The following is a 17,795-nucleotide window of genomic DNA, read 5'->3' on the forward strand; positions in this document are numbered from 1 at the left end:
CGCTCACAATCAGTTAATGCAAAGAGGCTACTACTAATCTTTCATCAATATAATCTGTTAGTTTTTGTGCTAAATCGGCTGGACTGCCAATAAAACCACAATACCCTGAATCAATAATCGCCTGAGGTTGACTTGGGCAAGCGCTTAAGCTGGGATCTTGTACCCACAATTGACTGTTGTTTTCTTGAATGAGATCCAGATACTGCGAACCATCATTACCCATACCAGAAAATATAATATTGATAAGCTCGCTACCATAAACGTCGCTGGTGTTTTTAAGAATCTGACCAATCGCGGGCTTATACTCACCCTCCCAAGCTTGCTCTAGCAATATGACTCGACCGGTAGAGTCACAAACAATCTGTTTATCAATAGGAGCTATAAGACACTGGCCTGCTCTTAAACGCTGCGAAGAAGTAATTACCTGACAATGCCAGTCATTATGGCGATTCAGGATGCGTGGCAGTGTGCCAATCATCGTTTTATTAAAATGGTGCGCCAGCAAAATACACACCGGTAGCGTCGCCGACAAGTTATCCAAAAATTCTTTTATAGCACTCGGCCCACCCATAGAAGCACCCAAAAATACTACGTAGCGCCAGTCTGCATCAGCATTATCAGGTTTGTGCACGGGTGCATCCATTAAAACGGGTAATGCCAGCATATGTGCCAGCTTACGCTTTAATTTGCGCTGCCATTTGGCATATTGCGGCGCTTCATTTAGATAAGGTGCTTGACTAAAACCCACCAACACTGCAGCAGGTTTAGATGCCGTGGTCGCGGCTACCACATTGTCGTCGTAATCACTATCTATTAGCCATATGTCGATCGAGGTATCAGAGCGCCCCTGTTTTTCTTTCAGTTGCGCCCGTGACATACAGCCAACAAGGCTAAAACCGCAACTGCGTACAGTATCTGAAAAGGCCATACGCTGATGATGGTCTTCTGCCACTACCATCACCTTAATATCGTTCTTGTTTTTTCCTCTTAGCGCCAAGACACGTGCATTATCCTTCATAGGTTAAGCTGACCTTTTGACCCAGTATGTGCTGGATTTTATTAAGTAGCTCTTGTTCTTGGAATGGCTTACCCATGTAATCATTCACACCAATCTCCAGTGCACGCTCACGATGCTTTTCACCTGTACGTGATGTGATCATGATGATTGGGATATGTTGTAGGCGCTTGCTGTGTCTCACTTGAGTAGCCACCTCGAAACCATCCATGCGTGGCATCTCAATGTCGAGCAATATCATGTCTGGTATCATGTCTTGTAATATCTCAATTGCATCGATACCATCTTTTGCCACGGCCACAGTAAACCCTTGGCGCTCTAAGAAACGTGACGTCACTTTACGTACGGTAACAGAGTCATCAACCACTAAAATAGTAGACTTAAACTCTAAACGACTTCGTTTAGAATCAGCAGATTGCGAGATATTTTTGACCAACTGCGCATTACGCATCAAAGCAATCAGGTCTAAGATAAGCATTACTGAACCATCGCCCATGATAGTCGCTGCTGAAATACCTGGTAGATTCGATAACTGTTGTCCTAGAGGTTTGACCACGACTTCGATACGTGACCCTGCAATCTGATCAACCTGCAATGCAATATTTTGTCCGCTACGATTCTTGATGATAATGAGTGGCAAACTGGTATTGGTATTAACGACCAGTTCATTCAGTTCATTGCCTGACAAAATCTCATTTAAATAACGCACTCGATAATCAACATCTTCAAAGTTCAACGTTGCATCGCCTGACTGATAATAGTCATAAAGCTTTTCTGGATTAATCCGTACCACACGCTCAATCTGTACCAAAGGTATCGCATAATAACGATCCGCGGCACGCACAACCAATGCATCAGATACCGCAACCGTCAGTGGTAAGCGCATCGTAAAGCGTGAGCCTTTACCCAGTTCTGAGACAACCGATACAGCACCACCTAATTGACGAATCTCGCTGATGACCACGTCCATGCCCACGCCACGTCCAGAAATCTGTGTTACTTGCTTACTGGTACTCAATCCAGCATGGAAAATATACTGCATGATATCAAGATCAGTTAGGCTGTTATCATTTGCATCAATCAAGCCTTGAGAAATGGCTTTATTACGAACGGCTTCTACATCGATGCCGCGACCGTCATCTATTAACTGAATGACAATCTCACTACCTTCTCGATTTACCTCAAGAGTAATACGCCCACTACGCTCTTTACCTGCTTTTAAACGCGTTGAGGTATTTTCGATACCATGATCGACAGCGTTACGGAGCATATGTTCAAGCGGTGAAGTAATACGCTCTAGAATGGTTCTATCCATCTCATCATCGGCATTGATGATCGTTAATTCGACAGATTTATTCAGCTCATTGGCAGTTTGTCGTACGATACGCTCAAGACGTGGCGTTAAGCGCGTAAACGGCACCATACGTGAATTCATAAGCCCATCTTGTAACTCGGTCTGTGTACGAGACAGCTGTAATAAAAGGCTTTCACTGTCTCGTGTTTTTTCTAATAGAGTATGATTAATATCAATCAAATCTGAGGCTGACTCTGTCAAAGATTTGGATAACTGATTTAAAGAAGAATATTGATCCATCTCTAGAGGGTCAAACCCTTCATGATTAATCAGCTCATCGTCTATCTGCGACAAGATCTGCGCCTCAAGCTCGATTTCCATTCGGCGTAACTGATCAGCCAAGCGCTGTACCGTAATACCCATATCTTCGATACTATTGGTCAAGCTACTCATGCCCATATCGATACGAGCACGGTTGATGGCTGACTCACCAGATAGGTTAATCATATGCTCGATCAAACCACCTGAGATACGAATCATCTCATTATTATTGGCACTCTGATCTTCCTCACCCGTACTGCTGAGCATAGAAGGCATCTCACTAATATCTTTTGCCAGATACTGTGAGTCTTGCTGTTCTCTAGCAATAAAGAGCGCTTCATGCTGCGATTGTAGGGATTCTTTAGGAATTTGCTTTAGGCTGTCAGGATTTTTACTAAATTGCTGCAATGCCTCAATCAATAGCGCAGGCGTCGGTGGATTGACATGTTGTCTAAGGATAGAGATCGCATCAGCAAGCCAGTCATGACTGGCAACCAGCAACTCCAATACTTTTTTGGTAGCAGGACGACGATTATCTACAAAATCTGTATAAACCGATTCCATTTCATGTGCCAGATCAGCGATACCAGCTGCGGTGACCATTCGTGCGCCACCTTTGATGGTATGCAAATCACGCTGCAATGCCTGTAATGCTGTCGTATTATTGGTATCTTTTAAGAACAGTTGCAGATACTTATTACGATTGGTGAGCTCCTCAGCCTCTTCTAAAAACACCGACAATATATCAGGATCTGGCAAACCATTCGCCCATGACTGTTTAATCATCATGTCTAGGCTCAAGGTATCCGATACATAAGCGCTGAGGTGAGCGTTGTTAGCCACCCTACTTTGTGCTTCAGGTTCGAAGTGAGTTTTCGGAATAGGTATGATTAGCTCTACCGTTTCTGGCAAGGCTTGGGCTTTTACAAACTGTTGTAGTTGCTCAATCAGCGCTGAGGCAAAAAATGATTTTTTATGATTTACGATATGCAGTACTTGCAACGACATTGTGTCTTGCACTATTTGCATTATTTCAAGCCATTGTGCTGTCGGTATTCTTCTATTCTCTACAAATGCTTCATAGACACTTTCAGCTTCATGGGTCAGATCACCAATACTACGAATACCTGCCATTCGCGCACCACCTTTGATAGTGTGCAGATGGCGCTGTAAAACTTTTAGTGCATTTATATTGCTGATATCAGCACGCCACTTATTAAAACTCTCATCCAGCGCGGCATCGAGCTCTTGAGCTTCTTCTAAAAATATCTCTAATAGCTCAGCATCAGTATCAATAGATTCAAGCTGTAGCTCAGGTGCTGCAACGGCTCTCACGACAAAGATACCCTCATCACCATTGCTATCATCGTCTTGGTAAATACGTTGTAGATCTGCAATAACTTGTTGGTCAATCTTCAATGACGTGCTACCAGCCAATGCGTCGAACAAACCAACCAGTTGAGCATGACCAGCGTGTAAAACCGCTTGGGTATCGATATTTCTTGCTGTATCAATATTATTTTTCAAATAGGCATAAGCGTGACCCAACTCATTGAGAATAAAAGTGAATTTTGGAAACGCTTCTGCTTTATTGGCTAAGTAAGCTATTTGCGATATTTGCTGCGATATATAGCCCTGAACATGTGCTGTCTCAGAATGATTAAGTGCGTCATCTAACTCCCACTCAGCATCCAATAGTTCATCAATATTATTGTCTAACAACTGCTCTATCGTTGGTTTGTTATCAGCCGTGACCTTATCATCGCTAATGACGTATTGCTCACCAAGCATGGCTTGCAATGAGGCTATATCTTGCTGACTTTGTGCATCTTCGATCGATATATTTTGCGGCTGAACGTTTTGCTTGTAGTTGTTTAAATAACCGTCCATTAGCGTAGCAGACTTCGCCAATGCTTCTAGATGTTGAGCATTCATCGCAGTATCTTGCTGCTGTAGTAGCTCTAAGCTATGCTCTATCGTTGCGCTAACCTCGCTGATCGCTGCTAAAGCACTAGAACCTGAAGCCCCTCGCAAGGTATGGAATGCGCGGACAATCTCATCCGTCACTTCAATATAAGACTGATCTTGATGCTCATCAACGAATTGGTCAATATCTTGCAACAGTCCTTCTGCTTCATCGATAAAAATCTCACAAAACATTTTTTCTTCTTCGCTTTGCGGTGCTAAATAAATAGGCGCTTCTGCTATCATTTCATTGACAGAATTAATCGTCTGCAGCGTGGTATCTATCGCTGTATTAAGATTATCTTGGGTAGGGCTATGTTCATCAATAGCAGGCGGTAGTACTGACGCTTGTATGGTCTCATCCTCAGAACTATTTGATGCTTGCTCATACAAGGTAGAATAGCTAAATTCGTCCCCTTGCTGTTTGCTATAAGCATTGGCGCATGCGATCCATAAAGGCACCATCACCGGATAATTTTGGCTGTCATTTTCAAATACTGTTAGCATCGCAGGATAGGCAGCTAGCACATCGGCAATAAGCTGACGCATATCTGCTGAGACAGTCACACTATGATCCAAAATGCGATTAAGCATATTTTCTATAGCCCAAGCCAGCTCAGCCGTATAATTTGCACCGACCATACGACCGGAACCTTTTAAGGTATGGAACCCTCGACGAATATCCACCAATCCGCTTAAGTCAGCTGGCAATAACCGCCAATCTTCATATAAAGGTACAATCTCAGCCAATACTTCATCAGCTTCTTCTAAAAATATCTCTTTAATATCAGGATCGGCATCATGAGCATCTGCCGCTAGCTGCTCAGTTTCTTGCATAAAGGGTTTGAGTATCGCTGGAATATCAATAGCAGATAAGGAAGCAACAGCAGTGCTCTTTGTACTATCAGCAGTTGTCTCGTTTGACTCATTGCTCATGTCGAGAGCAGTTAGCAATTCAGCATCATCATCGAATGGAGACGATAGTTCTAATGCTGAGTCTGAATCAGCAGTGACAGCATCTAATGTAGTCAGCCCAGCATTGATAGGTTGCTGTGTCATGAGATTATGGCTTTGTAGAATAGTAATAGCAGGATCAAAGCTTGGAGGTTGTTGCGCTTCAAAATCCATCACTAATGCTGGTAGCCGTTTTGCCGTATCCATTACCAGATTTACGACTTCATCCGTGACAGGCAGCGTTTTATCTAACAGACGATTGAGCAGATTTTCGATTGACCATGCCATCTCGCTGATGCTAAAAGCCCCAACCATACGTCCTGAGCCTTTTAAGGTATGGAACCCTCTACGCACCTCAGTGAGTGGGGTTAAATCCTTTGAATCTTGCTGCCAGATAGGTAGAAAGTCTTCTAAATCAGCAATGACTTCCGTCACCTCTTCGATAAAGATGTCACGAATCTCTGCGTCCATCTCAAAATTATCAGGCTTAACTTGCTCACGAGCAAGCGTTAATGGTTCACTCTCGGTACTATCATCATCAGCCGTATCTTGCCCTACCACACGCTCATTATCTACATCAGTCAAAGCTTGGTTAGCAACATCATTTTGACTATTAGCAGGAGTAATCTCGCCACTATCATCGTAACGCAATACGTTGGTCGCTACGGATTTTTGGGTAAGGAAAGTGTCTTTAATGGTCTCTGGCGATGCAATATAATGAGTAAGAAGTTGGGCGGCAGTCGCAGTATACTCATTTGCCCGCATTAATAGCTGCGGGTCAAAAACCTGCTGCGCAAGGTAGTCAAGCAACAATTCAATAGACGTTAGTCCTTCAGCCAATGCCTGAGTCACATCCCAACTGAGTACGTCAATCTCATGAATGGTCAATTGTGTAAATATACTTGCCATATCATTCATGGTTTGACGAATTGATGGCAATCCCATGTCGGCAAAAGCATCGCCAATATCGGTAAAATCAGCAGCAATGGGCAGTAAGTCAGTGTCTTGACGCTGTACATATTCATGAAAGCTTTGTTTGACATCTTCTACCGCGATGCGCAGCTCACGTAAACTTCCACCAACAGAAGCCGTCACAGGACTTGCTTCCGACTGCGTTTCAATAGCTTCAAACGTTGCAGACAATGTCGTAAAAGAAGCGGCATCCCCTATCTTGAGAGATATCGTCTGTTCGGTATGATAGATAGCGTTATATAGCTCTTGAAGCTGACGCTCAATCTGCCATTGTTCTTGCGCAAATCCTGTTTCTGATGATAGAGCCTGCTCTATGTCTGTAACAATTTCATGTATTTGCGACACGTAATAAGTCCAACCTCGACCTTCGAGTTGACTTTGTATTTTCTGTAAAGGAATGAGAAGCGTGTCTGGCTTATCCAAAGTAAAGATAAGTGTCTCAAGCTCACTGAGTATACGTGGTAAAAAACGTGATCCCGTTGACGACGTTTGCGACAAATCATTTAGAAGTGACTGAGTGCGCTTGCTACTTTGAGCAAGGCTATTTAGTTCAATATACACCCTTATGATTAAGCTTCGAATAACGCTTGACGACAACTCAGCTTGCTGAGTGCGAGACTCTATTACTTGATCCAGCTGACTTAGCAATGACGCATAATGCTCAGGTAATGGGGTATCATTATGAGCAAGGTCATTTAGCCACAGTTCCGTTAAGTACCAAAGGCGTTGTAAGTCATCATGTTGAGTGGTCTGCCATAAGTATTGGCTGACTCTTTCTAGTGTAGTCAATAAGGACGGTTGATTGGTATTGGCACTCAATAACGCTTGTACTTGCTGTCGCCAAACCAGTAATAATTGTTGATAGTGATAATCAGCTAAATGCGTCGCCGTTCTATTCGCCGGCATCATCACTTCGATGCTATTGATAGCATCGATAATATGATCATCGATAGCATGATTATTTAGATTATTATGCTGAGTATTCGCCAAGCTGACCGAGATATCTAGCGCTACCCCCAGTTTCGATAGTGCTTGAGTAAGCTCGTCAGCAGCATTATCAATTAAAATGGTGTTGTGATTACCCATACCTGCGTATTGATTCAACTCACGCTGTAGTAAGCGATGAGAAAACTGACCAATGCGGCGGTCGTTAGCAGAAATACTATCGCGACTGCTAACGTCTGCCAGCAAGCTCAGTTTATTGGCAAGATCTGCTAATAAATTAAGGCGAATCATCGTTAGCGCGCCGCCAACCTGATGATAATGTTGCACCATCTGCTCGTAATCAGTGCTATCAGCGTCTAACTGCCAGCCATCAGATATCTGTGATAATTGCTGATTAAACAGTGGTAATAACCACTCAAGCGTCACTATGTCATTGGGCTGGTTTTTCATAGGGTTATCCTAACTTGTCTAGGCACTAATTTAGACATTAATTTTTTGCCACACATTAACCTGTGGGTGCGCAATACGGCGCATATTTGAAGGACGCCAAAACAACGCCTCACCTGGAGCCAATATAATATATCCACCTAACGCACACTGCTCTGATAGCCTTGCCAAAATATCACGCTGATCAAACTTGCGAAAATATAGCAGCATATTTTGACAGATAATGACATGCTGAAGGTGCGAAGTGGGTGGTTTTTGCTCAATAATATTGTGTAAAGCGAAGCTAACATAGCGTCGTAACGTTGACGCAATCTGCCAGTCTGCCTGAGTGCCAGTCATCGCCTTTTTTGCGGTAGACACCTTATAAAAATGCGATTGACTGATATCACACTTAGCTCGCAATGGCTGAACGAACTGCTGGCACAGGTCTGGAATTAACGACTGCTGCCGCTTATCATACTGCCCTAGTCGTGCTTTTGTAATGGCTTGTTGGCTAACATCTGTACCCAATATCGTATAATTAATCAATTGTTCAGAAGCCAAGCTCATCGCCAATGACCATGTTTCTTGCCCACTGGCACAACCAACACTCCAAATGCGAAATAAATCATTAGCATCATTGTTGTGACCACGATCAGTACTAGTGGCAGTAAGCTGCTGGCGCTGATGCTGTAATGCACACTTTGTGACAAAATCGATAGAAGGCATATGACGAAAAAAACGACTTTCGTGAATCAGTACTTTATCCAATAACTGCTGGCGTACTTCATCGTTTTTTGGTAGTTGACACCACAGCTTTTCAACTGTCAATCCATGTGATAATGCCGTGTGTTCAATCGCATTTATCAACCATTGCAGCTGGACATTGGGTAGAACGAAACCAATCTCTTGTTCTATATATCGCTGCCACTGCTGCACATCAAAACTGTCTGCCTGCAGCAAACCCTTAATCAACGAGGGCTTGACTGCTTTAATTAGATTGCTGTCTGGTTGAGTAAAATTATTCACGTCACCTGCTATAGTCACTGCTGCAAATCATCGTATCTGCACAGTATATTATTAACACATTAATTTAAAAACGGTCAGTGGTCTAACACCTACTTGACGTTAACACTTGTCATTACACACTTGCTGATAACGCTTCTTCGGTGTCCAACATCTCGTTTTCTAGTAGCTCATCATCGTTCGATACTTTAAAACCAGTGACTGACTCTTGCAATGCTGCAGCCATTTCACTCAGCTCACCAATAGAGCGTGCGGTTGCCATTGTGCCAGAAGAGGTCTGTGAGGTAATATCTTGAATAATATTCATCGTATGGGAGATGTGACCAGCAGATTCGGCCTGCTGCAAAGCGGCGTTTGAGATGTTTTGAATCAAGTCAGCCAAGGTATTAGAAACGCTCTGCACTTCTTCTAGGGCTTCACCAGCATCTTTTGCCAAACGTGCACCGCGCACAACTTCAGAGGTCGTCGATTCCATTGACATAACCGCTTCGTTGGTATCTGCCTGAATGGTTTTTACCAAGGTTTCAATCTGTTTGGTAGCGTTAGCTGAACGCTCAGCAAGACGTTGGACTTCATCGGCAACGACCGCAAAGCCTCGACCAGCCTCACCTGCCATCGATGCCTGAATAGCACCATTCAATGCCAAAACGTTGGTCTGGTCAGCAATATCATTAATCAAACCAACGATATCCCCAATTTCTTGCGAAGACTCACCAAGACGCTTAATACGTTTTGAGGTCTCTTGAATCTGATCACGAATCACGTTCATACCTTCAATAGAGCGCTGTACAACTTCCGCTCCATTATGAGAGATGGCTACTGAGCGCTGAGCAACAGTCGCCGATTCTGAAGCGTTGTTCGAAACTTGGTCAATCGATACTGTCATCTCATTAATAGCCGCTGATACACCAGCAATTTCTTGTGCTTGGTGCTCAGATGCTTCAGCAAGTTCGACTGCATTCATCTGTGTTTGGTCTGAAGACTGCGAAACGCGGTCAGCCGTGTTGTTAATAACCAAAACCAATTGACGTAATTGGTCAATCGCAAAGTTCACTGAGTCAGCAATTGCCCCAGTAAAATCTTCTGATACGGTGGCATTAACCGTCAAATCGCCTTCTGCTAAATCACCCAATTCATCAAGTAGACGTAGAATAGCAATCTGGTTACGTTCATTTTCTTCTTGAATTTGACGCGCTCGCTCAGATTCCGCTTCTGCTTCCTGACGACGACGCAAGGTTTCTTTTTCAATGAGTAGACGCTCTGATCCCCCACGCTGCTTCAGTAACTGATACAGAGCAAAGAGGATACCTAATACTCCTACGACAAATATAATCGCTGGTAAGGTAACGGATTGGTTAAAATCAGCCAAGTACTGACTTACTGACGATAACGAATTGACCAGCCAAATCAGGCAGGCCACACTTATTAGCACAAAAAACCCTAACAATAACTTCCACTTGCTATTAGCGTCCTTGCCATCTGTTGTATTGGTCGTACCAGCTACAGGTTTCTTTATAACATCACTCATCGTACGTATTCCTTTCAAACAATCATCAAAGTCTCATCGTGACTGACTTTGACAATCTTATTGTTATAAAAACAACAGTGATTAGCAAAGCCTGTATGAATACTGACACCCAACCGTATCATGTCATTCGCTATTATTTCGTCATCGTTATAGCAGCCAGATAGCTGTTATCGACTGCTATATTGCAGCATCGGTATACTGCAGGTCTTGTGCGAGCAGGCTTGGCATAAAAACATACCAATCTTGCTCATTTTTAAAGAACTTACCGTGATTATAAGGAGCAAAAGGCGAATTAGGCTCTATAGCTTCTGCACGGTATTGATCATGCGTAAATTGTTCAATCCCAATAACTTGATCCACTAACAGTCCTGAAAAGAGATTGTCATGTTCAATGACAATGACTTTGCGTTGGCTCATTTGCGTTAAACGACTAGGAACCTGTAAAAACTGAGACAAATCAGTGATTGGCAATAGGCGTCCGCGGATATTGGCGATGCCTAGCATCCAAGGCTTCACTAGAGGCAAGCTGGTATACTCTGGCATGGCCAATACTTCTGATACTTGACCCATCGGTGCAACTAACCGCTGTCCGCCAATCTCGAATACCACACCTTGCCAGTCATACTCTTGTCCACCGCGGCGACCACTTTTGCGCGCGCGTGCCAAGTCTGCTAAACGCAGAAGCTCAATAAACCCTCTGGAAGCCACAATCTACTCCATTACTTTACGAATGATATTAACCAATCCATTTTCGTCAACAGGCTTTGCCATATACTCTTTAGCGCCTTGGCGTTTTCCCCAAACTCGATCGGTTTCCTGATTTTTGGTACTGATCATAATCACTGGAATATGCGCGGTGGTCTTACCTCGAGTAATTTTGCGAGTGGCCTGAAAACCGTTCATCTCAGGCATAACCACGTCCATTAAAATGACATCTGGTAAGTGATCAATGGCCATCTGGCAACCTTGCTCACCATTTATGGCCTCTAATACTTTAAAATTATGTCTGGCAAGCATGTCGCGAAATTTCGCCATCTCAGATGGTGAGTCGTCAATGACTAAAACTGTAGTCATAGGAATTTCCTTTATTTTCGAAAGTATCCATAAGGATATGTTGTTATATTATTGAGACAATCCGACTGAAAGTAGCACGCCAACCATGAATGGCAGGGCAACTCTCTTAACAGTTTCGATTAAATATTGAGCAATTATTAGTAATATTTTATCAATACTAAATCTCTTAACCGTAATGCCTAGCCTAATTTATCTGATTCTATATAAAGCATAGCAATGCATAAATCATACCAACTTGTAAGACAATATTTAATGATATGTCTACAAGTGGACTTATTTATATTAGCGGTACTGATTAATTGCCTCGAACAGCTCATCTTTACTAAATGGCTTGGTCAGATACTCATCTGAACCCACAATACGACCACGCGCTTTGTCAAATAAGCCATCTTTAGACGACAACATAATCACAGGTTTGCTGGCATAATCAGGGTTGTTTTTTATTAGCGCACAAGTCTGATAGCCATCCAAACGCGGCATCATGATGTCGACAAAAATAATATCTGGATTGTTATCGACAATTTTTGCTAAAGCATCAAAACCATCAATGGCGGTCACAACTTCGCAACCCGCTTTTTGTAATAAAGTCTCTGCGGTACGGCGAATGGTTTTTGAATCATCAATCACCATTACTTTTAAACCATCAAAATTATTTTCCATTATCAGTGTCCTATAAACGACTATTTATTCTTAATACCATCCATCAATGCAAAAACTTAACGGTTATTTCAACCTGTCATATCATTCATTATTGGACTGATATGAGACGCTAAATTTGCATTACCATATGTTATGACAGTCAACATATCAGCTGCCAGTATCCGCCTGTCAAACAGAGCGTCAACATGGGCTACTATACGCACTTTCTAATTAATAAGCTTACTAAATTGCGCCAAACCTATGGCTTTTTAGACGACTTATTTTGCTTTTATTATCGTCCACTGCAACCGTATTTGGCTTCAAACAAGGTAGAGTACCTTTTATTACTGATGACCATGACGATAAAAGAGGTAAGCCCGAAGCAGAAGAACCATCAACCTTATGATATTTCTGCATTATATAGAAACGCTTGGCACATTGCTGAATAATTTTCTTTTGTGATAAAAATGTATCATTGTATTTTGTTATGTTTGTTTTAGCACAGTTATCGACTAATTTCCAGTTATGAGTGAGCCAATATTCGAACTGGTCAGTAATATAAAAATTTGTTCAGACTTGCTGTCACTCCTAGCTTAGCTAATGACTGGATTTAGTAGCCTTAACGTCAGCGGTTTATTAAGTTTTTTGCGCTTATTTCACCCAGTGGCAATTCACTATATAATAAAACGATGACTACTATGGTGACTGCTATGACGGCTTGTAATTTTTTAAAAAATAGCACCTATCTACTGAGTGCTTTTCTTCTTGCTGCCTGTCAGCCATCACCGCCTACCAATGAGCCTATGACTGCAGAAAACAGTGAGACTGTAGATACCCCTATTGTCATTACCGACGATAGTGTGACCATGACGCCAGATCATATATTGAGCATAAAACCTTCACGTTATCAGCCCAGTCTTGGTTTACAAGGTAAGATCGAACCTATCAAACAGACTAAGCTTATCGCTGCATACCCCATTAACGTCGAAGAAATACTGGTTACTGAGGGTCAATGGGTAGAAAAAGATATGCCGCTGCTTATTGCTCGACGCGTGCAATCAGAAAGCAAAACAGCAGATGCATCCAACCCAGCTAAGGAACAATCTTCAAAATCGAACAGCGTTGCCCCAGATTCTGAGATGACGAACGATGCGGTTGATGTAAAGCAAACACACTCACAAAAAACAGACGCTAGCTCAAAACCCAATCAGCCTACAGCAGAAAATAGCGCAACAACCACTAAAAACGACCCAATTGCTAACAAAGAAGAGGCAGCAGCAAACGCCACAGTGGGCACTCCTAAAAACGCAGTCGGCAACCTTAAAAACAATGACCAAACCAGCGCTAATAGCACGGCGAGCTTAAAACCGCAGCAGAATCAGTATAATTTGGTCACTGTGCGTGCCAGCTTTTCTGGCCGTGTAAAAAACTTATATGCCAAAGCAGGTCAAAGACTAGAGGCGCGCACGCCTTTATTACAGCTTAGCGATGAAACTAAATTACACTTTATCGCGATCCTACCTATCCAAGCAGAACCGCAACTTTCGGTTGGTCAGACTGTCAATTTTACAGCTGAAGGTATGTCGGAACAGTTCACAGGACAAGTCAGTAAACTGACCGCGACCAGCCAGCCGAAAAAGCTGTTGGTCTATGTTAACGTCATTGACAATGAAGCAAGTCGAGACAAGTTATTGCCAGATATGAAAGTCACGGGGCGGGTTAATTATGGTCAAATAGATGTGGGCACTATCGTACCTAAGCGGGCGTTGCACGATGTTGACTTGACAGAATTACAAACGTCACCATATAAGCCTCTGTCACCGTTGACTGCTAACGTGTGGATTATTGGACAGGATCAGCGCCTGACACGCCAGCCTATTGAAGTAGTCGAATATGACCCTATCACAAAGCAGTATTTAATTGCGGGTATTAGCAACGACAGTTTGATTTGTTTGGCTGATTTACCGGCTGATGCTAAAGGTAAAAAAGTCAATGTCTCATAGCTATGCATACCGACAGTTACATTGTGTAGAAACATTAACAAAGCCTCTCTTGTTTTGTAACTGCGTAATTAGGCAATATGACCGTACAATATATAGCATTAACCGAGTATTCTGAATCATTGGTATTAAATGATTCAATATCTTGAAAGTTTGAGAAATCTTAGAAAGTTTGAGAACCTAGAGGCTTAATCGTTTAACTGTTTAAGATCCTAAAATCAGCGATGTATTTATCGTGATACAAAATATCAAAACAGATGAAACGTTTGGCCAACCATAACAACAACTAGAGGATAACCCATGAGCAAGCAGATTTTATTAATCGAAGATGATCCTGATCTAGCTGAGTTAATCAGCGATTACCTGACCATGAATTATTATGACGTCCATCATGCAGGGCTTGGTCAAGAAGGGCTTGATTTATTGGATGCCAAAGAGCGTGACATTGATTTGGTCGTACTTGACTTAATGCTGCCTGACATGGATGGTATGCAAGTTTGTCAAAAAATTCGCGGCAATAAAAACAACATGACCAATAAAGTGCCAATTATCATGTTGACCGCGAAAGGTGATACCACCGATCGCGTGCTAGGTCTTGAGATGGGTGCTGACGATTATATATCTAAGCCTTTTGAGCCACGTGAGCTTCTCGCTCGAATCCGTGCTGTTATTCGCCGTCATGAGCAGCCCAATCAAGCAGATAGCCAGTCTGACAGCTTGACCTTTGGTCGTTTGAGCGTGTTCCCTGACAGCCATGAAGTGACCATCGACGATGAGCCTGTTCGTTTAACGACGCATCAGTTTCAATTATTGCATTACTTTGCCACCCATTCTGGTAAAGTATTGAATCGCGAGCAACTGTGGCAAGCCATGCCCAATGATGACAGCTCAGATAATATCGATCGCGCCATTGATGTTCATATCTCGCGTCTGCGTGCTTTAATTGAAGACAACCCACGCCAGCCAAAACGTATTATTACCGTACGCGGTGTGGGTTATCAATTTGCCACTGATCAGGTTTGATCACAAAAGTGGCAAATTAATCGATAAAAACCATACTTTTGATTTGTTTATGCAAATTAGAAGTATGAGTCGATATAAACAGCTGATAGTAGAGACGGTTTAATGCAGCAGTTGGGATTTCGTTCGGTATTTGCCAAATTATTTGCCAGTGTCATGCTGGCACTTATTTTATTTGCAGTGGCGATGGTGCTGTTGACGCAACTTGTGCACGATAAAGATGCAAGTATTCGATCAGAAGTATTGGCCACTCAGATTTTAGGACAAATAGACCCCTTCTTGCATGAGCTGAATATCTCTGTTAGCGAGGACAATCGCTTGCAAGCGCGCTTTATGCTAGCAGTGGTCAAAAAGAGCTTTGATATCTTTGATGAGTCATTACAGGCAAAGATGGGCTTATATGACAGCGAAGGTCGATTGCTAATGCAAACGGATAACAGCGATTTGCCGTTGGAGTTGCCCGCACCGCCCTCTTTATTTTCACGCGTTTTTCCCTCTCTCGCAGATACCTCCCCTACCAAGCAAGCTCAGGTTTATAGCAGCACCGGCTATACACTTTTGTATGAATCACGCTTACCGCCTAAAAAACCAGTACTCTCTTCTGCGCTGAATTTATTTACTGGCACACTACTACTGTTACTTATTATGGCAGGTGTCCTATGGTGGATTGCTCGTACCATCACTTGGCGCATCAATCAGATGAGCCAGCAGATGGCGCAACTGGGTGATGGTGATTTTACCGTACGGGTGAATGCTCGTGGTAACGATGAGATCGCCTCACTAGCGCGTGGATTTAACCAAGCAGCACAAAAAATCGAACACCTTATCGATGCCAATAACCTGCTCTTAGCACATGCTTCTCATGAACTACGTACCCCCATTACTCGTATTCGCTTACAGATTGAGATGATGGATATGCTCGCAGGGGCGCTACCATCTGATACCAAAGCAAAGTTTGATAAACGTGCGCAAGCGATTAACCGCGATTTGTCAGGGCTCAATGATTTGGTAGAGAGTATCTTACTGGTGAGTCGTTTAGACGCCGGTCATGCCTTGCAGCAAGTTGAAAGTTTAGATTTATACGATCTGGTGAATCAAGAGCGGCAACATTATCCTGAAGCGACGCTCATTGGTGAACATATTGTGATCGATGGCCAATCATCGATGTTGACTCATTTGATTCGTAACTTGTTAACCAATGCCATGCTACACGGCAAGCCACCCGTGACGGTACTATTGTATGGTGTGCAAACTATTGATGAAGCAGATACCATACCTGATTACCTGCTACAAACGATACTCTGCAGTAGCTTTGCTGATTATAATAGCTCTGATTTTGACTCCTATCACGAACCAATCGAGGTTAATGAAGACAATACGCATAATCATATTGCGCATAGTAATATTACGCATAGTCATACACACTCAAACGATTCTTCTCATAGTACTGGTAAAGTTAAATCTGAAGCAACGGATGCTATTATCGTGTTGCCAGCACCACCGATATATAGAAACGGAGAAAATATTGCGGTTGAGCATGATCTCAATTCCGATATTGATACCGATACCAATGTAAATATAGAGACTAAAATAGATAAGGCTGATATTAATAATATCAACGGAGACATTGACTCTATTGAGACCTGTGCGACAACAGAATCTACTGATGCGAATAGTGTTCAAACTGACGCAAGTACTTCGGCAAACTCAGTCAACAGTAACGATACCGTTGGAAGCACCAGCGCATCCTCATTGATTGCTAATTATCATAACTTTACCAATGATTTGACTGACAAAATTAAAAAGGTGGTTTGGAAAGCAGTTCCTGACACTGAAGAGCCGTCTGCAGTTATCAATGACGCTAAGAGTACTGCCTTGAATGATACAGCTGCCAAATCCAAAGGCGCCATAACAAATAAAGGGGGCAATACACGCGACAAGGGTGATGCTCAAAATAACACTCAAAATCCTACAGAAGTACTCAGTACACCGCGCAAAGAAGGCTTGTTTGCCAAGCATCTAAAAAAAGCCAAGACCGATCCTGTACGCCCATTACCGAAATATGCAGTATTAGCAGTGATTGATGAAGGCACGGGTATTCCAGAAGACAAACGTGAAGAAGTATTTAGTCCATTTGTGCGGTTGCAACAAAAAAATAAAGGTTCTGGACTAGGCTTATCGCTAGTATCACAAATCGTTACCGCCCATCAAGGGCGCATCATTACTGATACGTTGAATGGACATACCAGGTTTTTAGTTGTCATACCAGTCAAGCACGACCCACATTATCACCAGCATGAATAGAATGGGTAAAAATGGCTAAATTTTGCCAAACATCGTCAAATAGCGTATCAATATCTAGATATTATTTGCGCTACTTTCCTTGTTTGATGGCAATTTATCTGATTTTTATCACTATTTTTAAAATGAGGACACGACCTAGTCAGCGAGGCTATAGTCGATTCAATTTAAAAGTAGTACAAGGCAACCGAGTGTAGATGTATATTTAATACTTCAAGCGAAGTTAACGCAGTAATACTTTTATAGTGGAACGACTATATAAGGTGCTATGAACAGACACTTCATTCTACTCGATCATCGTGACTCATATTCTAC

The 17,795-nt window shown here is 42.6% G+C and carries 9 protein-coding genes and 1 pseudogene; 3 read left to right on the forward strand and 7 right to left on the reverse strand.

Annotated elements, in window-relative coordinates:
• Positions 1-13: 13 nt before the first annotated feature.
• The 7 genes and pseudogenes from JMW85_RS12785 to pilG form a co-directional block, all read right to left on the reverse strand.
• A complete protein-coding gene (locus tag JMW85_RS12785; RefSeq protein WP_201582025.1) occupies positions 14-1,018 on the reverse strand; it encodes a chemotaxis protein CheB in 1,005 nt (334 codons plus the stop codon).
• Positions 1,008-7,916, reverse strand: a complete 6,909-nt coding sequence (locus JMW85_RS12790) for an Hpt domain-containing protein (RefSeq protein ID WP_201582026.1) — start codon at positions 7,914-7,916, stop codon at positions 1,008-1,010. The genes JMW85_RS12785 and JMW85_RS12790 overlap by 11 nt, the downstream gene beginning before the upstream one ends.
• 30 nt (positions 7,917-7,946) lie before the next feature.
• Positions 7,947-8,888, reverse strand: a complete 942-nt coding sequence (locus JMW85_RS12795) for a CheR family methyltransferase (RefSeq protein ID WP_374220467.1) — start codon at positions 8,886-8,888, stop codon at positions 7,947-7,949.
• A gap of 145 nt (positions 8,889-9,033) precedes the next feature.
• A pseudogene (locus tag JMW85_RS12800) lies at positions 9,034-10,107 on the reverse strand (methyl-accepting chemotaxis protein); the annotation flags it as partial.
• A gap of 516 nt (positions 10,108-10,623) precedes the next feature.
• Positions 10,624-11,154, reverse strand: a complete 531-nt coding sequence (locus tag JMW85_RS12805) for a chemotaxis protein CheW (protein WP_055124771.1) — start codon at positions 11,152-11,154, stop codon at positions 10,624-10,626.
• Positions 11,155-11,157: 3 nt separating this feature from the next.
• Positions 11,158-11,520 (reverse strand): response regulator, encoded by a 363-nt coding sequence (locus tag JMW85_RS12810; protein ID WP_045444033.1) that lies wholly within the window; start codon positions 11,518-11,520, stop codon positions 11,158-11,160.
• Positions 11,521-11,802: 282 nt separating this feature from the next.
• Complete coding sequence (gene pilG / locus JMW85_RS12815) at positions 11,803-12,180, reverse strand: twitching motility response regulator PilG (protein WP_045453505.1); 378 nt, start codon at positions 12,178-12,180, stop codon at positions 11,803-11,805.
• Between the two features lie 677 nt (positions 12,181-12,857).
• Here pilG and JMW85_RS12820 point away from each other — a divergent pair.
• From JMW85_RS12820 to JMW85_RS12830, 3 genes are all read left to right on the forward strand, one after another.
• A complete protein-coding gene (locus tag JMW85_RS12820; protein ID WP_227681876.1) occupies positions 12,858-14,162 on the forward strand; it encodes an efflux RND transporter periplasmic adaptor subunit in 1,305 nt (434 codons plus the stop codon).
• Between the two features lie 297 nt (positions 14,163-14,459).
• Positions 14,460-15,182, forward strand: a complete 723-nt coding sequence (locus tag JMW85_RS12825) for a response regulator transcription factor (RefSeq protein ID WP_045444030.1) — start codon at positions 14,460-14,462, stop codon at positions 15,180-15,182.
• A gap of 102 nt (positions 15,183-15,284) precedes the next feature.
• Positions 15,285-17,483, forward strand: coding sequence for a sensor histidine kinase (locus tag JMW85_RS12830; protein ID WP_201582030.1), 2,199 nt, complete (start codon positions 15,285-15,287; stop codon positions 17,481-17,483).
• The last annotated feature ends 312 nt before the right edge of the window (positions 17,484-17,795 follow it).

This window comes from Psychrobacter glacincola (genome assembly GCF_904846075.1).
GTDB lineage: Bacteria > Pseudomonadota > Gammaproteobacteria > Pseudomonadales > Moraxellaceae > Psychrobacter > Psychrobacter glacincola_C.